We start from the raw sequence: 17,888 nt of genomic DNA on the forward strand, positions 1-17,888 counted from the left end.
AATATCAACGAGGCATGCCGTGGGCATGACCTTTGGGGGAATCGATGGATCTTTGGACCGCCGTACAGGCACTGATACTCGGCGTTGTAGAGGGGCTGACGGAGTTTTTGCCGATCTCCAGTACCGGGCACCAGATTATCGTGGCCGACTTGATCAACTTCGGTGGCGAACGCTTTGAAGCGTTCAATATCATCATTCAGCTGGGCGCGATCCTGGCGGTGGTGTGGGAGTTTCGACGCAAGATCCTCGACGTGGTCATTGGCTTGCCGACCCAGCGCAATGCCCAGCGTTTCACCGTCAACCTGATCATTGCCGTATTGCCGGCGGTGGTACTGGGGGTGATTTTCGCCGACCTGATCAAACACTACCTGTTCAACCCGATCACCGTTGCGGCGGCGTTGGTGGTGGGCGGCGTCATCATGTTGTGGGCCGAGCGCCGCCAGCATGAAGTGCACGCCGAAACCGTCGACGACATCACCTGGAAGGACGCGATCAAAGTCGGCTTCGCCCAGTGCCTGGCCATGATCCCGGGCACCTCGCGCTCGGGCGCTACCATCATTGGCGGTCTGTTGTTCGGCCTGTCACGCAAGACCGCCACCGAGTTCTCGTTCTTCCTGGCGATGCCGACCATGGTCGGCGCAGCGGTGTATTCGGGCTACAAGTACCGTCACCTGTTCCAGCCGGATGACCTGCCGGTGTTTGCCATCGGCTTTGTCACCTCGTTCATCTTCGCGATGATCGCGGTCAAGGCGCTGCTCAAGTTCATCGCCAGCCACAGCTACGCGGCGTTCGCCTGGTACCGGATCGCCTTCGGCCTGGTGATCCTGGCCACCTGGCAGTTCGGCTGGATCGACTGGTCGGCCATCAAGCCATGATCATCCAGCATCCGCGCTTCAAGGCGTTGGTGTTTGCACTGTTGTGCGCCGCGCCGCTGTTTGGTTCGGCGCTGCTGGGGTACCGCGGGGTTTCGCTGATCCCGCTGGTGGCCTATGGCGTGGTCAGCGTGGTGGCGTTCCTGCTGTACTGGAGCGACAAGCGCAAGGCGCGGGAAGACAGCTGGCGCACCCCTGAAAACGTCCTGCACGCGGTGGAGCTGGCAGGCGGTTGGCCGGGGGCGTTGATTGCCCAGCAGGTGTTCCGCCACAAGACGCGCAAGGTGTCTTATCAGGTGGTGTTCTGGCTGATCGTGTTGCTGCACCAGGTGTTCTGGATTGATCAGCTGTTCCTGGGTGGCACGCTACTCTCGATCTTCTAGCAACAAGCCGACCTGCGTGCGCTTGGGCAGCTTGCTCACCACCAACTGGTGGGAACGCTGCAACAGGCCACGCAGTTCCTCGGCGCCCAGCGGGTAGGGCGTTTCCATGATGATCCACTGCGCCCGCGCCAGGTACGGCGCCGGGTGGATGCCGGGGCGATCCACATGGCCCAGGAACAGCTCCTTGTCGACCTTGAAGGCCAGCGAGTCGCCCCGCAGGTTCTGCAAGGCAAACATCTTGTTGCCGGCAATCGAAAACACCCGCACGCCACCCCATTTGTAATCTTCCCGCGCGCCGGGCAAGCCCAGGCAAAACGTGGCGACTTGTTCTTCGGTCATTCTCATAGCAAACGGTCTCCGCAACCTTTGAAGGCGTTATCCAGGTGGTCGATCCAGGCCCGCACGGCCGGCAACACGCCGCGCCGATGTGGGTACACCGCCTGCAACCAGCCGCCCGGCAATGACCATTGCGGCAAGAGCTGCACCAACTGGCCGTTGGCCAATTCCTCCTCGCAGTACATCATCGGCAGCACGGTAAACCCCAGGCCGGCGAGGGCGCAGGCCTTGCGTACCAGGAAATCGTCGATGCCCAATCGGGCTTCCATGACCAGGTCGTGGCTGTTGCCCTCCGGGCTGAGCATGCGGAAGTGCACCATGCGGTCGGCTTCCAGGGCGCCCAGCACCGGCAGTTGCTTGAGGTCTTCCAGGCTGTTGATCTGCCGCTCACGCACAAAGCCGGGGCTGGCGACAATCGCCGTCTGGGCCTGGCGCAGGCGCTTGGTCACCAGCAGCGGGTCTTCATCCCCAAGCTCGCGCACGCGCAAGGCCACATCAATGCCTTCGGCCACCAGGTCGACGCGGCGGTTGACCAGGTTCATCTCCAACTGCACCAGCGGGTTGGCGGTGAGAAACTCCGCCACCACGGTCTGCAGGAATTGGTGAGCCAGGCCCACGGGGCTGCTGACCCGCAGCCGGCCACGGGGTTCGCTGGACATGCTGGCCACTGCCTCGTCGGCCATTTCCGCCTCCAGCAGCATGGCCTGGCAGTGGCGCAGGTAACGTTCACCCACGGCGGTGAGGGTCAGTTGGCGGGTGGTACGTTGCAGCAAGCGGGCGCCGAGGCGTTCTTCCAGCTCGGCAATGCGCCGCGACAGCCGCGACTTGGGAATCCCCAGCAGCCGCCCGGCAGCGGCGAAACCGCCGGCTTCCACCACCTTGGCGAAGTAGTAGAGGTCATTCAGATCTTGCATGGTCGGCCTATTGTCCTGTCAGTGGGACGAATAATCGCATATTGCCTGACTAATCGCTGATTGGTTTCATCTGTAGGCTTATTTCCATTCCGTCGCCCTTGGCGATGCTTACTTGGAGATTAACCATGAAACTGTTGCATATCGATTCCAGCATCCTCGGCGACAATTCGGTTTCCCGTCAGTTGAGCGCAGGTGTCGTCAAGACCTGGCAGGCGGCCGAGCCAGGCGTTGAAGTGACCTACCGTGACCTGGCCAGCGAAGGCATCAACCACTTTTCCGGCGTGACCCTGGGTGCACTGGGCACCGCTGCCGAGCTGCGTGATGCCGTACAGAAACATGAAGGCGAGCTGAGCGCCAACACCCTCGCCGAATTCCTCGCGGCCGACGCCATCGTCCTGGCTGCGCCGATGTACAACTTCACCATCCCAACCCAACTCAAGGCCTGGATCGACCGTATCGCCGTCGCCGGCCAGACGTTCCGTTACACCGAAAACGGTCCTGAAGGCCTGGCCGGTGGCAAGAAAGTCATCATCGTGTCGACCTCCGGCGGCCTGCACGTTGGCCAACCGACCGGTGTGGCTCACGAAGACTACCTGAAAGTGCTGCTGGGCTTCCTCGGCATCACCGACATCGAAATCGTCCGCGCTCACGGCCTGGGCTATGGCGATGAAGTGCGCAGCAAGGCGATCAGCGACGCCAACGCAGTGATCAACGAACAATTGTTCGCCGCAGCGTAAGACTTATGTAAATTTTGCTGTTCCTCGATATCAATCTGATTCGAGGCGCCTAAACTCTGTATTCTGCTCGCCTGAAAAGCGATCGGAGTACGGAGTTTTTTCGTTTACCCGCTGTCACTATTTTGGCCCAGGTTATGCACGCATGGGTAAACCCTGCCAGTCCGAGCGCCTGAACCATGGATACTTCAACAGCTACGCGGGCTTACGCAACAAAGGTGGACATCCCCATGATGCGTCTTTGTGCAGTCTTGGTTCTCTCCCTGCTCGGCGGCCTGATTTCAGTGCAAGCCGCGCCCGCGCCGCACCCCCATTGGAGTGTGGGCTTCCACCGCATGACTTTTCTTGACCCGCTGGATCTGCAGCCGATGAAAGCCGTCGCGTTCTACCCGTCCACCGGCCTGGAACACACCACCCAGGTGGGCGCTTATCACATCGCCGCCACTGAAGACTCGAAAATCGCCATCGGCCGCTTTCCAATGCTGATGCTGTCCCACGGCAATACCGGCACGCCCCTGGCCCTGCACGACCTCGCCACCTCCCTGGCGCGCAAGGGGTTTGTGGTGGTGGCGGTGCTGCACCCTGGCGACAACTACAAGGATCACAGCCGGCTGGGCACCTTGAGCAACCTGTACGGGCGCCCGATCCAGATTTCCGAAGCGATCACCGCCACCCTCGGCGACCCGATGCTGTCGCCATTCGTCAACGTCGACCAGGTAGGCGTCATCGGTTATTCGGCCGGTGGCGAAACCGCGCTGATCCTCGCCGGCGCCAAGCCGGACCTCGACCGCCTGCGCCGCTACTGCCAGCAACGCCCGGAAGATCGCGACGCCTGCACCACCAAGGGCGAGTTGATCGTCGACCGCGACGACCTGCAACCGCAGGCCGACCCGCGTATCCATGCCTTGATGTTGATGGCGCCGTTGAGCCTGATGTTTGGCCGCCACACCCTGGCGGACGTGCATGTACCGGTGCTGCTCTACAGCGGCGACGGCGACAAGCTGGTGGCCGTGGACAAGAACGCCGAGGCCCTGGCGCGCAAACTGCCGGAGCCGCCGGACTTCAAGCTGCTGGCCGGGGCAGGGCACTTTGTGTTCATGGCGCCTTGCGACGAGAGCCAACTGGCCGCGATGCCCGCCATGTGCACCGATGCTGACGGGGTTGACCGTGAAAGCATCCACCGCGACCTGATTTCCGAGGCCGGGCGGTTCTTTAATCACACCCTCGGGCAATCCACCCGGGCGGGCTTGCAGACGGCTGATCAGTAAGCGCGGCGCTTGAGCAGCAACGTCAGGCCCAGGCCGCTGATGGAAAGTAGGGCGGCGCAGAAGAAGATCCACGAGTAGCCCAGGTTCAGCGCCACCGCACCCATCACCGGCCCGGCAATGGCCAGCGCCAGGTCAAAAAACACCGCATATGCACTCAACCCGGCGCCCCGGCTGCTGTTGGGCACCTGCTTGATCGCCTCCACGCCCAGCGCCGGGTACACCAGCGACAGACCAAAGCCGGTCAGCCCGGCGCCGATCAAGGCCACGCCGGTGGACGGTGCCAGCCAGAGCAGCGTCAGGCCCAGGGTTTCGATGGTCATGCAGGCAATCGCCGCGGTGAAGCCGCCGAAGCGGTTGATGGCAGAGATAAACACCAGCCGTGACAGGATGAAACACACGCCAAATACCGTCAGGCACCAGGCGGCGCCGGTCCAGCCACGGCTCAGGTAGTAGAGGGTGATAAACGTGGTGAGGGTGCCGTAGCCAATCGATGCCAGACACAGGCTGGCGCCGAACGGCGCGATACGCCCGAATACCGCCCAGAAGGGCAGCCGCTCGCCGCGCACCACGGGCACCGAAGGTTTGTTGCGAATCAGCAGCAGGCCCAGGGCGGAAAGTGCCGTGAGGGCGATTCCGAGGCTGGTGTAGCCGTAGTCGGCAACCATCACCACCCCAAGCGGTGCACCAATGGCAATCGCGCCGTAGGAGGCGATGCCGTTCCACGAGATCGATCGTGCCGTATGTTCGGCACCGACTGCGCCCATGCACCAACTGATAGTGCCGACGCCGATCAGGCCCTGCGCGACGCCGAGTAACAGCCGGCCGACAATCAATATGCCGAGGCTCAGCAACGGCAGGCTTTGCACCAGCGTGGCGATGAACGTCAGCACCCCGCTCAGCAGAATCCCGCTCAGGCCCAGCACGATAGCGCGCTTGGTGCCCACGTTGTCCGACATGCGCCCCGCCATGGGGCGGCTGAGCAGCGTGGCCAGGTATTGCGAGCCGATGGTTATCCCGGCGACCACCGCGCTGAAACCCAGCTCACCGTGGACATAGCCGGGGATGACGGCAATCGGCAGGCCGATACAGATAAACGCGATAAACGTGTAGAAAACGATGGAAACGATCTGCAGGGTGATCGACAAGGAGCTGGGGGTGGCAGGCTGTGTGGCAGGCATGGGGACTCGTTCGCGGGCGGGCGGTGAGGGCATCATGGCAAGGGCTTGGGGTAAAAGGAAGCAGGCTAACTATATTTGATGATATTGCGGCCCGTGCCTATCCGGCTTTGGATCCATGGGGCCTCCCTGGCCCGGGACGACTAAAGCGGACGCGGTAAAGTGTGGGAGCTGTCGAGCTGTAGCGAGGCTGCGAAGGCGGCGGCATGGTCAATAAAGAGGTTGCCTGGCACACCGCTATCGCGGCCTCGCTAAAGCTCGACGGCTCCCACAGAAAAGCAGAGCCATATCCCCAAAAAAAGCCCCATCACACTGGACGGGGCTTTCGCATTTCAAACTACCAGCGGCTCTTAGAAAACCACACCCTGACTACGCAGGTAATCGTCATAAGTCCCGCTGAAGTCGATCACCCCACTCGGGCTCAGCTCGATGATGCGGGTGGCCAGGGACGACACAAACTCCCGGTCATGGCTGACAAAGATCAGCGTACCCGGGTAGTTCTCCAACGCCAGGTTCAGCGCCTCGATGGACTCCATGTCCAAGTGGTTGGTCGGCTCGTCCATGATCAGCACGTTCGGCTTTTGCAGGATCAGCTTGCCGAACAGCATGCGACCTTGCTCGCCACCGGAAATCACCTTCACCGACTTCAGGATCTCGTCGTTGGAGAACAGCATGCGGCCCAGGGTACCGCGAACCACTTGCTCGCCTTCCTTGGTCCAGCGGCCCATCCAGTCGAACAGGTTGGACTCGTCTTCGAAGTCCGAAGCATGGTCCTGGGCGTAATAGCCCAGTTCAGCCGCGTCGGTCCACTTGACTGTACCGGCATCCGGGGTCAATTCGTTGACCAGGGTACGCAGCAGGGTGGTCTTGCCGATACCGTTCGGGCCAATGATCGCCACGCGCTCGCCGGCTTCAACCTGGAAGCTGAAGTCCTTGAACAGCGTCTTGCCGTCAAAGCCCTTGGCCATGCGATCGACGATGACCGCCTGGCGGTGCAGCTTCTTGGTCTGGTCGAAGCGGATGAACGGGCTGACGCGGCTCGATGGCTTGACTTCGGCCAGCTGGATCTTGTCGATCGCCTTGGCACGGGAAGTGGCCTGCTTGGCTTTCGAGGCGTTGGCCGAGAAGCGGCTGACGAAGGATTGCAGCTCGGAGATCTGCGCTTTCTTCTTGGCGTTGTCCGACAGCAACTGCTCGCGGGACTGGGTCGCCACGGTCATGTATTCGTCGTAGTTGCCCGGGAACAGGCGCAGCTCGCCGTAGTCCAGGTCGGCCATGTGGGTGCAGACGCTGTTCAGGAAGTGACGGTCGTGAGAGATGATGATCATCAGGCTGTTACGCTGGGTCAGGATGTTTTCCAGCCAGCGGATGGTGTTGATGTCCAGGTGGTTGGTTGGCTCGTCGAGCAGCAACACTTCCGGGTCGGAAAACAGCGCCTGGGCCAGCAATACACGCAGCTTCCAGCCTGGTGACACTTCACTCATCGGGCCGTTGTGCTGCTCGATGCCGATACCCAGGCCCAGCAGCAACTCACCGGCGCGGGATTCGGCGGTGTAGCCGTCCATCTCGGCGAAGTCGGTTTCCAGCTCGGCCACGGCCATGCCGTCGTCTTCGGTCATTTCCGGCAGCGAGTAGATGCGGTCGCGCTCGGCCTTGACCTTCCACAGCTCTTCGTGACCCATGATCACGGTGTCGAGTACGGTGAATTCTTCGTAGGCGAACTGGTCCTGGCGCAGTTTACCCAGGCGCACGTTCGGCTCCAGCATGACCTGGCCGCCCGACGGGTCGAGGTCGCCACCGAGGATTTTCATGAAAGTCGACTTGCCGCAACCGTTGGCACCGATCAGGCCATAACGGTTGCCTGCGCCGAACTTGACCGAAACGTTCTCAAATAGCGGCTTGGCGCCGAACTGCATGGTGATGTTAGCTGTGGAGATCAATTACTTTACCTATCAATAGCTTGGAGTGCGCTAATTTGAGCCGGGCCCATTTTGTGGCCCAGGCCAACGGGCATACGTCGGCAGCGACATCAAGGCTTGGGGCCCAGTCGCTGAGCAGAAAAATGGGTGCATGTTGGAATTTGGCGCGCATTGTCGCATATGTCAGGCGGGAGTTGTATGGCGCTGCACGGATGGATTCGCCCGAGTCTCCGGCATTGCCACCCACACCAGCCCCAATGCGACGGCCGCCACGCCGGCCAGGGTCAGGAACGCCGCGTTGTAACCCGCCCACTGCACGACAAAACCTGCCAGGCTGCTGCTCAAGGCCGCCCCGAGGCCGAATGCCGTGGACAGCGCGCCCAGGCTGACATTGAAGCGTCCGGTGCCCTGGGTGAGGTCTTTGACTATCACCGGAAACAGCGCGCCGAACACCCCGGCGCCGACCCCGTCAAGCATCTGCACCGCCACCAGCCAATAAGGATCACTGGACAGCGTATACAACACGCCCCGCAGCGGCAGGATCATGAAACCGGCGAGCAGCAACGGCTTGCGCCCCCACACGTCGGCCTTCACGCCCACCAGCCAGGCCACCGGCACCATCACCAACTGGGCCGCGACGATGCAGGCCGAGGTCAGCGGCGTGGCCATCTGCAGGTTGATCTGCGACAGCTTCTGGCTGACCAACGGCAGCATGGCCGCATTGGCCAGGTGAAACAGCGCGCAGCAGATGGCAAACAGCATCAAGGGCCTGTTCGCCAGAAGCACGGCCAACCCCGACGGTTGTTCATGGCCGGTGCCATGCGCAGGGTCAAAACCCCGTGCGACTTCGTGGTCGATTGCCTGGGCTGACACGCAGCTGACCGCGATGACACTCGCCGCAGCCATGACTGCCATCAGATAGAACACCGCCACCGGGCCGAACAGGTAGGCAAATCCACCGGCGAGGAGGGCCGCCACCGCGTTGCCGGCGTGGTTGAAGGTTTCATTGCGGCCGGTGCGCCGGGTAAAAGCGCGCGGCCCGGTGATCCCGAGGGAAATCGCCGAGATGGCCGGCGCAAACACCGAGGCCGCCGCTGCACTGGCCGCCTGGGTCAGCGCCACCAGGCTGAAGGAGCTGACGAAGGGCAGGAGCAGGCAACTGGCAGTCACCAGCAGCGCGGCGATCACGATCACTGCCCGTTTGCTGCGGGTTCGGTCAATCAATGCGCCGGCCGGCGTCTGGGTGAGCAGGGCCGCGACGCCGGCCAGGGTCATGACCACGCCGATGCTGGCGGGGTCCCAGTGGTGCACGGCCAGCAGATAAATCGCCAGGTACGGCCCCAGTCCGTCACGCACGTCTGCCAGGAAGAAGTTCAGGCTGTCCAGGGACAGGGTGTTGCGCAGGTCAGAGCGAGTGGCCATGGCACGGTCTTCAGGCAAGAGGTCGGTAGCAGTAGTGACCCATGGCGTGAAGGTATAGTTTCTGAAGGCGGCGTTGCACTCGTATGGCAATACAAGCAAAAACATTTACAAAGTGGAGCCATTTGCATCGAAAAATAGCGCTTATCGAGGTTTTTTCAGGGCTTTTTATTGTTAACAGTTGAACATCCAATAAGCCTGGCTTATTTTCCGTCCGTTCGCCCTACAGTGAAGGCTCTTTACCGGTTCAAGGATGGCGAGGCTTTCGGTGTAGGGCGGACTTCTTTTGTCGCAATGACCGGAACATATTGGAGACGCAATGGACATGCTGTCAGCCCAGTGAAGGCCATGTGAAAACCATGTCGCAGGAACGGATGTATATCCGTGTCAGGGTTTGCGCACGAACGTGCGCATGGTTTGCCCTGGGCCGGTACTGAAGCGGGTAGGGCGGGGCATGCCTTCATCTGCCGCAATAAACACGAAGTGATCACCTTCCAGCCGGTAACTCGCGGGTAACTGCTTGCCGGCATCCTCTCCCATCGAGTCAACCCAGGTAATGCTTTTGGGTGCCGTGCTGGCATCGAGCGTGAAGCTGCCTGCCAGTAAAACCTCGCCGTCGACCGTCACCACCTGGAATTGATCGCCCGAGATTGTCGTGATGGCGCCTGGCGCGCTGTGTTCATCCGTGGGATTGAGCACACCATTGTCTTCCAGTGCCGTTTGCTCCCATGCGCCCTGGAGCGCCTCAAAGTCATCAATTGAAACAGAGGTCATACAAATTCCTTTTTTTTTGGTTGAAAAATGATCAGTCAATGCCTCGGGGTGTAGGCGCCTGACGGATGAGCTGAATCGATTTTGTGAGAATTGTCTGTTTTCTCAAGGTTGCGTACGAATTTTCCCAATATTCACGGGTATTTAGCGCCATTTTATGCGTTGATTCGGAAACGGTTCTTTACAAGTTCGTCTACGCTCAGCACCAGGGTAGGGATTCCTGGGTATCTGAACGAAAACAATCTACGGTGATGTGGGATTTTTCCGTGACCGAGGTGGTCCGATGACCATCGGTAGACCGTGTGTGTCTTGTGTACAGGGCGTTGTCCCTGATTTTCAAGCGGTCATTCAGTATTTGATGAATATGTATGACCGCTGACTGTCGATTTTTTAAGGTGCATCAGTTTTGAATAAAACTCCTCGGCTCCACGCTCATGCGGCATCGGACGAAATTGATCTGTTTGAACTGTGTCATGGTATCTGGCGACAAAAGAAGTTAGTGCTGGGTTGTACAATTCTCGCGGGAGTCCTGGGCGCTGGCTACGCATTTCTGGCACCGCGGGAGTATGAGGTCAGCAGTGTGCTGCGCCCTGCAGCCATCAATGAACTGGATGCACTGAACCGCTCCGAAGTCTATAAGTTGCCCCCGGCGGACGCGCTGAATAAAGTCGGCGCACAACTGGACTCCTACGAAGCCCGCCTGGGGTTCTTCAAGTCGCATGAGGACCTGTTCAAGGCGTTCCAGAAAACCGGGCAAAGCCTGGAGCAGAGTTTTGAAGCATTCAATCGAAACTCGATCAACCTTATTCTGCCGGATCCAAAAAAAGCCGACTCCCTGAGCAGTTATATCCGGCTTGAGTTGCAATACCCCAAAGACATCGACGGCGTTGCCATTCTCAACGGCTTTGTGGACTACGCCATCGCGTCGGAACGCGCCCAAGTGGGTGCAGACCTTAAAGTGATCGTCAATAACCGCCTGAACGAACTCAAGGGCAAGATTGACGCAGCGCGCTCCAACTACGAAACCGATAAGGAGTCGAAAATTGCCAAGCTGCTTGAGGCCGACCGGCTCAAGCGCGCTCAATTAGAAGACGAATTGGTTGCCCTGCGCTTGCAGATGAAAATGGAGCGAACGAACCGACTGGCGGAGTTGGCCGAGGCCATCTCCATCGCCAAGTCGATGGGCATCAAGACGCCGACTACCCCGTCATCCATGGCGGATGCCTCTCGTGGCGGCTCCAATCAAATGATGCGCACCGAGGTCAATAATCAGAAAATCCCGCTGTACTTCCTCGGGACAGAAGCGCTTGAGGCGGAACGTACGGCCTTGCTGGCGCGCACCAGCGACGACTTCACTAACGGTCGCGTTGCGCAGATTGGCAAAGAGTTGCAGATGCTGGAGGTCAACCGAGAAGTCGAGGTCCTGAAAAAACGCGGGAATGAAGACATTTTCTTGCAGGATGTTGAACCGTTACGCGCGGAAGTCGCGCGGTTGCGGAGCCTCAATATCGACATGAGTGACCTCAAACTGGTCACCATTGACCGTCGTGCCCAGGAGCCACTCAGCCCGATCAAGCCTAAAAAAGGCCTGGTGATAATGCTGAGCGTGGTTGCGGGGTTGATCCTGGGTATGCTGATTGCACTGGTCCGCCATTTCATCCTGGCACGACGCGAAGCCGTACCCTACTCGCAGCTGGATGAACATCGGCTTGCTCTGCGTCCACGCAAGGATGACGAACCGAAAATCTGACGCCTTCAGCAGCGGGCAGGCCGCCCGGCAAGCCCGCTGCTGCTCTTCCTGGCACACTCACTGGACACCTTTTCACAAATCTTGATTAACCTTTGGTTACAAAGTGTGGCTAAAATAGCTGCCAATGGCCACGACCGGATTGTCACCCAGCCGTTCGTGTTGCCGGTTTTGTGAATTGTGATTTCAGGTGCTGCATCTTCAATCCTCGGCCGTTGTGGGCACGCGGGAGCAGCCTGTTCTCTTCTGACTTGTGACGAATACCTTGAAACTCATCATTGTTGCTCTCTACGTTGCCTCTATTGCGTATGTCCACCTGCGTGGCCGGGTGCGCCACAAGCTGGGGCGCCAGCTCAGCGATCACTCGACCTTCCTGGCTCCGGTGAACTGCTTTCTCTACCTCTTTTCCAAACTGCCCAGCCGACCGTACCTGTCCCCCAGCGACTTTCCGGACCTGAGCCCGCTTCAGGAGCATTGGCAAGAGATCCGCGAGGAAGGCCAGAACCTGCTGCGCGCAGGCGAGATCAAGCGCTCCGACCAGTACAATGACGTGGGTTTCAATTCGTTCTTCAAGTCGGGCTGGAAGCGTTTCTATTTGAAGTGGTACGGCGACAGCCATCCTTCGGCGATGAAGCTGTGCCCGCGCACCACCGAGCTGGTGCAAAGCATCGGCTCGATCAAGGCCGCGATGTTTGCCGAGCTGCCACCGGGCTCAAAGCTGGTACGCCATCGTGACCCGTATGCCGGTTCCTACCGTTACCACCTGGGCCTGGACACGCCCAACTCCCCGGGCTGCTACATCAACGTGGACGGTGAAAACTACTACTGGCGCGACGGTGAACCGGTGATGTTTGACGAGACCTTCATCCACTACGCCGAAAACACCACCGAGCAGAACCGGATCATTCTGTTCTGCGATATCGAACGCCCGATGAAGTACCGCTGGGCGGCCGCGTTCAACCGTTGGTTCAGCCGCAATGTGATGGCCGCGGCCGGTTCGCCCAACGATGCCGGTGACAAGACCGGCGGCCTGAACCGTGCGTTTACCCGCCTGTACAAGATTCGCCTGCGGGGCAAGGAGTTGAAGAAACGCAACCGCACCCGTTACTACCTGGAAAAGTGGGCGATCTTTGCCGGCCTGGCCGCGATCTTCATCCTCATCTGAACCGGGCAGCGGAGCGCATCAGCCTGGCGGATGCGCCCCCAGCTTCTCCCACATCTTCTTGCTGATCTTCTGCCGATTGGCATAACCCGCCCACGGGTCCTTCTTCAAACCCTGCAAACGCTCGTGCAGGTTAGCCACCGTCCATTGTTGGGCGCTGTGCAAACTCTTCAACTCATCACGACTCACCGGTATCGATACCGGCAGGCCGGGCCGCGCCCGCACCGAGTAGGCGGCTACCGTGCTGGCGCCCCGGGCGTTGCGCAGGTAGTCGATGAAGATCTTGCCCACGCGATTCTTCGGGCCCGAAGTTGCGGTAAAGCGTTCAGGCAACTGCAGCGTCATGAACTGGGCGATGGCCTTGGCGAAGGCTTTTACCGAGTCCCAGCCGTCGCGGCGCGCCAGCGGCACCACCAGGTGCAGGCCTTTGCCGCCGCTGGTCTTGACGAACGCTTCAAGCCCCAGTTCATCGAGTACCGACAAGGTCAGTTGCGCCGCTTCAAGCATGCTTTTCCACGGCAGTGCCGGGTCCGGGTCGAGGTCGAGCACAAACAGGTCCGGGGTTTCAATCTTGTCAGCGGTAGCGCCCCAGGTATGCAACTCGACGGTACCCATCTGCACGGCACCGATGAGCGCGGCCGGGCTGTCGATTTCCATCAGCCGCGCATGGCCCGGGTCCAGGGCCTGGTCCAGTTGCTTGATATTCGGGATCGCCAGGCGCTCGGAGTGCTTCTGGAAAAACTGTTCGCCGGCAATGCCTTCCGGTGCCCTGAGCAAGGACACCGGCCGGTTGCGCAGAAAGGGCAGGAGCCATTCGCTGATGCCCTCATAGAACTGTGCCAGTTGCAGTTTCTGTGTAGCGCTTTGGGCATCGATGACTCGGTCCGGATGGGTAATCCTGACCCCAGCCACGGCGCCGGTGCCCGCCGCCTTTTTGCGGGGTTTTTCCTTCAGCGATTTGGCCGTCCGCGGCTGCTCATGCACAATCTGCTCCGCCGGCTTGTCGGTGCGCAGCCCGACAAACGCCGCCTGGCGCACCACACCTTCGCGGGTCCATTCGGCAAATTGCACTTCGCCCACCAGCTGCGGCTCGACCCAGTGCACGCCGCGTGCCTGGGCACTGGTCAGGGGCTTGGCCAGCGGTGAAGTCTGGCGTTCCAGCGCCTTCAACTGTGCACTGATCTTTTTCAGCGCGGCCTGATCGAATCCGGTACCTACGCGCCCGGCATACACCAGGCCGCTGTCATCATTGACCGCCAGCAACAGCGCGCCAAACCCGCTGCGTGAACCTTGCGGGCGGGTGAACCCTACGATCACGAATTCCTGGCGCAGCCGGCACTTGAGCTTGATCCAGTCCGGGCTACGCCTGGAAACGTAGGGGCTGCCGGCACGTTTGCCGATCACGCCCTCCAGCGCCAGGTCGCAGGCACTTTCGAAGATATCCCGCTGGTTGGCAGCAAAGGACTCGGAGAAGCGCAGCAGCTTGCTCTTGCTGCGGCTAACCGCGTCCTTCAGTGCGGTGCGGCGCTCTTCGACAGCGGCTTCGCGCTGGTCGCGGCCGTCCAGGAACGGCGCATCGAACAGGTAATAGACAATGTCCAGGCTGCGGCCGATATCAAAGGCGTTCTGCAGCGCCTGGAAATCCGGCAGCCCGTCGGCGTTCAGGCTGACCACCTCACCGTCGAGCCAACTGTCCTTGAGCTTCAGGGCTTCCAGGGCCTTGGCCTGGCGTGGCAGGCGATCCGTCCAGTCATGGCCATTGCGGGTGAACAACCGAACTTCGCCATCGCGAATCCGCGTGAGGATGCGATAGCCGTCGAATTTGATCTCGTACACCCAATCGCCTTCCGGTGCACGGTCCACCAGTGTCGCCAGCTGTGGCGCGAGTTGATCGGGCAGGGCGGTTGAGGGCTTGCGCCTGGCTTTCTTCGGTGTTGCGGGCTTTTTCGCAGCCCCCACCGTTGCGTCGCTCAGCACGCTTTTCGGTTCAGCCTGGACCACATCGTAGTCAGCCACCGGGCGTGCCTGCTGATCGTTCTCCTTGATCAACAACCACTGCTCCTTGTCGCCGCTGCCCTTGAGTCGGGTGCGCACCAGCGTCCAGTCGCCTGCCAGTTTTTCGCCGATCAGGCTGAACTTCAGCTTGCCGGCCGCGTAGGCCTTGTGCGGGTCATCGTGGGGCTGCCATACACCGCGATCCCACACGATCACATCGCCAGCGCCGTATTGGCCTGCCGGAATGCTGCCCTCGAAACTGCCGTAGCCCAATGGATGATCTTCCACATGCACCGCGAGGCGCTTCTGGCTCGGGTCGAGGCTTGGGCCCTTGGGCACCGCCCAGCTTTTGAGGACGCCGTCGAGCTCCAGGCGAAAGTCATAATGCAGGTTGCGCGCATCGTGCTTTTGAATCACGAACGACAGGGCATGCGCCCGGTTCCTGGCGCGAGGCGCACTGCCGGCGGGTTCGGCGGTCACATCGAAGTCGCGCTTGGCGTTGTATTCACTCAGGGGCTTGGCCATGGCGGTCTACCTCATGAAGCCTTGCTGGTCTTTTTCGCGGCAGGTTTCTTGGCTGCAGCCTTGGTCGCGGGCTTGCCGGCCAGGCTGCGCTTGAGCAACTCCGTCAGGTCGATCACGTCCGCAGATTTGCGCTCGTCGACACCTTCGCTGGATTCCACGTCTTCGATCTTGCCGGCCTTGGCCTTCTTCGCCACCAGCGCCATGATCTTTTCCTGGAAGCTGTCGCGGTATTCGTCCGGCTGCCAGTCGGCACTCATGTCTTCCACCAGACGCTTGGCCATGTCGAGTTCGCCCTTGGCCAATGTCGGTTTGGTCACGTCGCTGCCCAATTCCAACTCGTCCAGGCCACGCACTTCGGCAGGCCAGCGCAGCATCACCAGCACCAGCGCCGACTCCAGCGGCATCAGTGCCGCCAGGTGCTGCTTGGTGTGCAGCACCACGTTGGCCAGGGCGACCTTGCGGGTTTTCTTCAGGGTTTCGCGCAGCAGGGCATACACCTTGCCGCCGCGCTTGTCGGGGGCCAGGAAGTAGGGCGTGTCGATGTTCTGCAACGGGATCTGGTCGCTGGCCACAAACGCGATGATTTCGATGGTCTGGGTGGACTTGGGGTGGGCCGAGCGGATTTCGTCTTCGCTGAGGATCACGTAGCGACCTTTCTCGTAGGCCACGCCCTTGACGATATTCTCCTTGGTGACTTCCTTGCCGGTGGTCTTGTTGATGCGCTTGTAACCCACCGGGTCCATGCTGCGTTTGTCCAGCCAGTCGAAGTCGACGCCCTGGGAGGACGTGGCCGAGACCAGTGACACGGGGATGTGCACCAAGCCAAAACTGATTGCGCCTTTCCAGATAGCCCGTGGCATGTCGGTATTCCTGAAGTGTGTGGTCTTCAGGTGACAGGGCGGATTCGGCAAAAGTTTCCCTGGCCAGCCGGCTGGCACCAGGGTTTCAGACAGATCGTGTTACACCTGATGAGAAACTATTTAGTTACCAACGTCGAACCCAAGGCGTAGCGTGTTATCGAAAGCACGTATTACTTGCGTCCAGAGAGGCTTTGTCATGAACACCCGTTTGCGCAACCTTGCCGTATTGGCGTTGGGCCTGGCCTTGAGTTCGTTGGCACAGGCGCAAAACCTGCCCGGCACCAGCAACAACCCCTACAACGGCCCCATCCACCAGGCCAATCCCAACAGCATGCAGGGCACCCAGCCCAACGCGCCGGCAGCGCGAGGCACCTATATTCCGCCGGCACAGCGGCCGCCGACCCTGCAAAACGGCGGTATCGGCAACAGCGTCCAGCGCCGTGACGGCGCGCAGACCCCGCCGGCTATCCAGCCCAAGACTCCCACCCGTGACGCCAATGGCAATCGCGGCGATTGAGTGTGTAAAGACGACAAGGAAACCCACCGTATGCTGTTACGCAAAACCCTTCTAGCGACCTTCTGCGCCGCTGCCTTGCTGCCCCTGGCGCTGCCTGTCTCGGCGGCCGCCACCCAACAGTTTCCCAGCGAGCAAGGGAGTATCACCGTCACCCCGATTGCCAAGGGCCTCGATCACCCGTGGGCGGTGGCGTTCCTGCCGGACAAGCAAGGCTTCCTGGTCACCGAACGTCCCGGCAACCTGCGGTTTGTCAGCCCGGACGGCAAACTGTCCGCGCCCCTGAGTGGCGTGCCGAAGGTGTTTGCCAAAGGGCAGGGCGGCCTGCTGGACGTGGTGCTGTCGCCGGACTTCAAGGAGGACCGCCTGGTGTACCTGTCCTACGCCGAGGGCGGCGGCACGAATGGCACTGCAGGCACCGCAGTCGGGCGTGGGCGCTTGAGCGATGACCTGAGCGGCCTGCAAGACTTCAAGGTGATCCTGCGTCAGGAGCCCAAGCTGTCCACGGGCAACCACTTCGGCTCGCGGCTGGTGTTTGACCGCGATGGTTACCTGTTCGTGACCCTCGGGGAAAACAACGACCGGCCCACCGCCCAGGACCTCGACAAGCTGCAAGGCAAAGTGGTGCGGATCTTCCCGGATGGTCGTATACCGGAAGACAACCCCTTTGTCGGCCAGGAAGGCGTGAGGCCGGAAATCTGGTCCTACGGCCAGCGTAACCCCCAGGGTGCGGCACTGAACCCGTGGAACGGCACACTCTGGGAAAACGAACATGGCCCGCGCGGCGGGGATGAAATCAACATCATCGAGCGGGGCAAAAACTACGGCTGGCCCCTGGCAACCCATGGCATCAACTATTCCCTGACGCCGATTCCCGAGGCCAAGGGCAAGACGGTCGAAGGCACCATTGCACCGCACCACGTCTGGGAAAAATCCCCGGGTGTGAGCGGCATGGCGTTCTACGACGCCGACCGGTTCAAGGCCTGGCAGCACAACGTGTTTATTGGTGCACTGGTGAGCCAGGAGTTGATTCGCTTGCAGTTCGACGGTGACAAGGTCATCCACGAAGAGCGACTGCTGGGTGGCCTGAAAGCGCGGATCCGCGATGTGCGCCAGGGCCCGGATGGTTACCTGTATGTGCTCACGGATGAAGATAACGGCGTGTTGTATCGGGTGGGTTTGAACCAGGACTGACGGATACGGCAAATACCAATGTGGGAGCGGGCTTGCTCGCGAAAGCGGTGGGTCAGTCGCTGGAGATGTTGGCTGAGCCATTGCCTTCGCGAGCAAGCCC

General features: G+C 60.6%; 16 protein-coding genes. 8 read left to right on the forward strand and 8 right to left on the reverse strand.

The features are described 5' to 3' along the window. The first annotated feature begins 44 nt into the window (after positions 1–44). Positions 45–875, forward strand: coding sequence for an undecaprenyl-diphosphate phosphatase (locus HX811_RS21295; RefSeq protein ID WP_177047251.1), 831 nt, complete (start codon positions 45–47; stop codon positions 873–875). Continuing rightward, positions 872–1,255 carry a DUF1294 domain-containing protein gene (locus HX811_RS21300; RefSeq protein ID WP_177047253.1) on the forward strand — a complete coding sequence of 128 codons (384 nt, stop codon included), beginning with the start codon at positions 872–874 and terminating at the stop codon, positions 1,253–1,255. Before HX811_RS21295 ends, HX811_RS21300 begins: the two co-directional genes overlap by 4 nt. On the opposite strand, the gene HX811_RS21305 is transcribed toward HX811_RS21300, so the two are convergent. Both HX811_RS21305 and HX811_RS21310 read right to left on the reverse strand, forming a co-directional pair. Beyond that, on the reverse strand, positions 1,238–1,600 hold the full coding sequence (locus HX811_RS21305) for an MmcQ/YjbR family DNA-binding protein (protein WP_032899493.1): 363 nt from the start codon (positions 1,598–1,600) through the stop codon (positions 1,238–1,240). The two genes, HX811_RS21300 and HX811_RS21305, sit on opposite strands and share 18 nt — an antisense overlap. Next, positions 1,597–2,505, reverse strand: a complete 909-nt coding sequence (locus HX811_RS21310; RefSeq protein ID WP_177047255.1) for a LysR substrate-binding domain-containing protein — start codon at positions 2,503–2,505, stop codon at positions 1,597–1,599. Before HX811_RS21310 ends, HX811_RS21305 begins: the two co-directional genes overlap by 4 nt. A gap of 125 nt (positions 2,506–2,630) precedes the next feature. Between HX811_RS21310 and HX811_RS21315 the strand changes: the two genes are divergently transcribed. Together HX811_RS21315 and HX811_RS21320 are read left to right on the forward strand one after the other, a co-directional pair. Then, positions 2,631–3,242, forward strand: a complete 612-nt coding sequence (locus HX811_RS21315; RefSeq protein WP_177047257.1) for an FMN-dependent NADH-azoreductase — start codon at positions 2,631–2,633, stop codon at positions 3,240–3,242. 227 nt (positions 3,243–3,469) lie between these two features. After that, entirely contained in the window at positions 3,470–4,507 is a 1,038-nt protein-coding gene (locus HX811_RS21320) for a dienelactone hydrolase (protein ID WP_008436172.1), read from the forward strand. On the opposite strand, the gene HX811_RS21325 is transcribed toward HX811_RS21320, so the two are convergent. The 4 genes from HX811_RS21325 to HX811_RS21340 all read right to left on the reverse strand — a co-directional run bounded on the left by HX811_RS21325 (position 4,501) and on the right by HX811_RS21340 (position 9,794). After that, entirely contained in the window at positions 4,501–5,685 is a 1,185-nt protein-coding gene (locus HX811_RS21325) for an MFS transporter (RefSeq protein WP_102369155.1), read from the reverse strand. The genes HX811_RS21320 and HX811_RS21325 overlap by 7 nt on opposite strands. Positions 5,686–6,032: 347 nt before the next feature. Beyond that, entirely contained in the window at positions 6,033–7,622 is a 1,590-nt protein-coding gene (locus tag HX811_RS21330; RefSeq protein WP_008436174.1) for an ABC-F family ATPase, read from the reverse strand. 162 nt (positions 7,623–7,784) lie between these two features. Further along, positions 7,785–9,023: an MFS transporter gene (locus tag HX811_RS21335; RefSeq protein WP_177047259.1), complete on the reverse strand. Its 1,239-nt coding sequence runs from the start codon at positions 9,021–9,023 to the stop codon at positions 7,785–7,787. Between the two features lie 384 nt (positions 9,024–9,407). Next, complete coding sequence (locus HX811_RS21340) at positions 9,408–9,794, reverse strand: TIGR03067 domain-containing protein (protein WP_003218460.1); 387 nt, start codon at positions 9,792–9,794, stop codon at positions 9,408–9,410. Between the two features lie 403 nt (positions 9,795–10,197). Here HX811_RS21340 and HX811_RS21345 point away from each other — a divergent pair, with 403 nt between their 5' ends. Beyond that, entirely contained in the window at positions 10,198–11,541 is a 1,344-nt protein-coding gene (locus tag HX811_RS21345; protein WP_177047261.1) for an LPS O-antigen chain length determinant protein WzzB, read from the forward strand. Between the two features lie 262 nt (positions 11,542–11,803). Next, positions 11,804–12,703, forward strand: a complete 900-nt coding sequence (lpxO, locus tag HX811_RS21350) for a lipid A hydroxylase LpxO (RefSeq protein ID WP_008436177.1) — start codon at positions 11,804–11,806, stop codon at positions 12,701–12,703. 18 nt (positions 12,704–12,721) lie between these two features. Here the strand turns inward: lpxO and ligD are convergent, their stop codons facing one another. Together ligD and HX811_RS21360 are read right to left on the reverse strand one after the other, a co-directional pair. After that, positions 12,722–15,220, reverse strand: coding sequence for a DNA ligase D (gene ligD / locus HX811_RS21355; RefSeq protein WP_177047263.1), 2,499 nt, complete (start codon positions 15,218–15,220; stop codon positions 12,722–12,724). 11 nt (positions 15,221–15,231) lie between these two features. Continuing rightward, complete coding sequence (locus HX811_RS21360; RefSeq protein WP_003218456.1) at positions 15,232–16,080, reverse strand: Ku protein; 849 nt, start codon at positions 16,078–16,080, stop codon at positions 15,232–15,234. A gap of 196 nt (positions 16,081–16,276) precedes the next feature. Here HX811_RS21360 and HX811_RS21365 point away from each other — a divergent pair, with 196 nt between their 5' ends. Both HX811_RS21365 and HX811_RS21370 read left to right on the forward strand, forming a co-directional pair. After that, the gene (locus tag HX811_RS21365) at positions 16,277–16,597 is read left to right on the forward strand and encodes a hypothetical protein (protein ID WP_003218454.1); all 321 of its coding nucleotides are present in this window, start codon (positions 16,277–16,279) and stop codon (positions 16,595–16,597) included. Between the two features lie 30 nt (positions 16,598–16,627). After that, complete coding sequence (locus HX811_RS21370) at positions 16,628–17,788, forward strand: PQQ-dependent sugar dehydrogenase (RefSeq protein WP_177047265.1); 1,161 nt, start codon at positions 16,628–16,630, stop codon at positions 17,786–17,788. The last annotated feature ends 100 nt before the right edge of the window (positions 17,789–17,888 follow it).

Source organism: Pseudomonas sp. F8002, from assembly GCF_013385495.1.
Classification (GTDB): domain Bacteria; phylum Pseudomonadota; class Gammaproteobacteria; order Pseudomonadales; family Pseudomonadaceae; genus Aquipseudomonas.

Coding starts and splice junctions, on each gene's coding strand:
- HX811_RS21295 (WP_177047251.1), top strand. CDS start 45: ATGGATCTTTGGACCGCCGTACAGGCACTGATACTCGGCGTTGTAGAG.
- HX811_RS21300 (WP_177047253.1), top strand. CDS start 872: ATGATCATCCAGCATCCGCGCTTCAAGGCGTTGGTGTTTGCACTGTTG.
- HX811_RS21305 (WP_032899493.1), bottom strand. CDS start 1,600: ATGAGAATGACCGAAGAACAAGTCGCCACGTTTTGCCTGGGCTTGCCC.
- HX811_RS21310 (WP_177047255.1), bottom strand. CDS start 2,505: ATGCAAGATCTGAATGACCTCTACTACTTCGCCAAGGTGGTGGAAGCC.
- HX811_RS21315 (WP_177047257.1), top strand. CDS start 2,631: ATGAAACTGTTGCATATCGATTCCAGCATCCTCGGCGACAATTCGGTT.
- HX811_RS21320 (WP_008436172.1), top strand. CDS start 3,470: ATGATGCGTCTTTGTGCAGTCTTGGTTCTCTCCCTGCTCGGCGGCCTG.
- HX811_RS21325 (WP_102369155.1), bottom strand. CDS start 5,685: ATGCCTGCCACACAGCCTGCCACCCCCAGCTCCTTGTCGATCACCCTG.
- HX811_RS21335 (WP_177047259.1), bottom strand. CDS start 9,023: ATGGCCACTCGCTCTGACCTGCGCAACACCCTGTCCCTGGACAGCCTG.
- HX811_RS21340 (WP_003218460.1), bottom strand. CDS start 9,794: ATGACCTCTGTTTCAATTGATGACTTTGAGGCGCTCCAGGGCGCATGG.
- ligD (WP_177047263.1), bottom strand. CDS start 15,220: ATGGCCAAGCCCCTGAGTGAATACAACGCCAAGCGCGACTTCGATGTG.
- HX811_RS21360 (WP_003218456.1), bottom strand. CDS start 16,080: ATGCCACGGGCTATCTGGAAAGGCGCAATCAGTTTTGGCTTGGTGCAC.
- HX811_RS21365 (WP_003218454.1), top strand. CDS start 16,277: ATGAACACCCGTTTGCGCAACCTTGCCGTATTGGCGTTGGGCCTGGCC.
- HX811_RS21370 (WP_177047265.1), top strand. CDS start 16,628: ATGCTGTTACGCAAAACCCTTCTAGCGACCTTCTGCGCCGCTGCCTTG.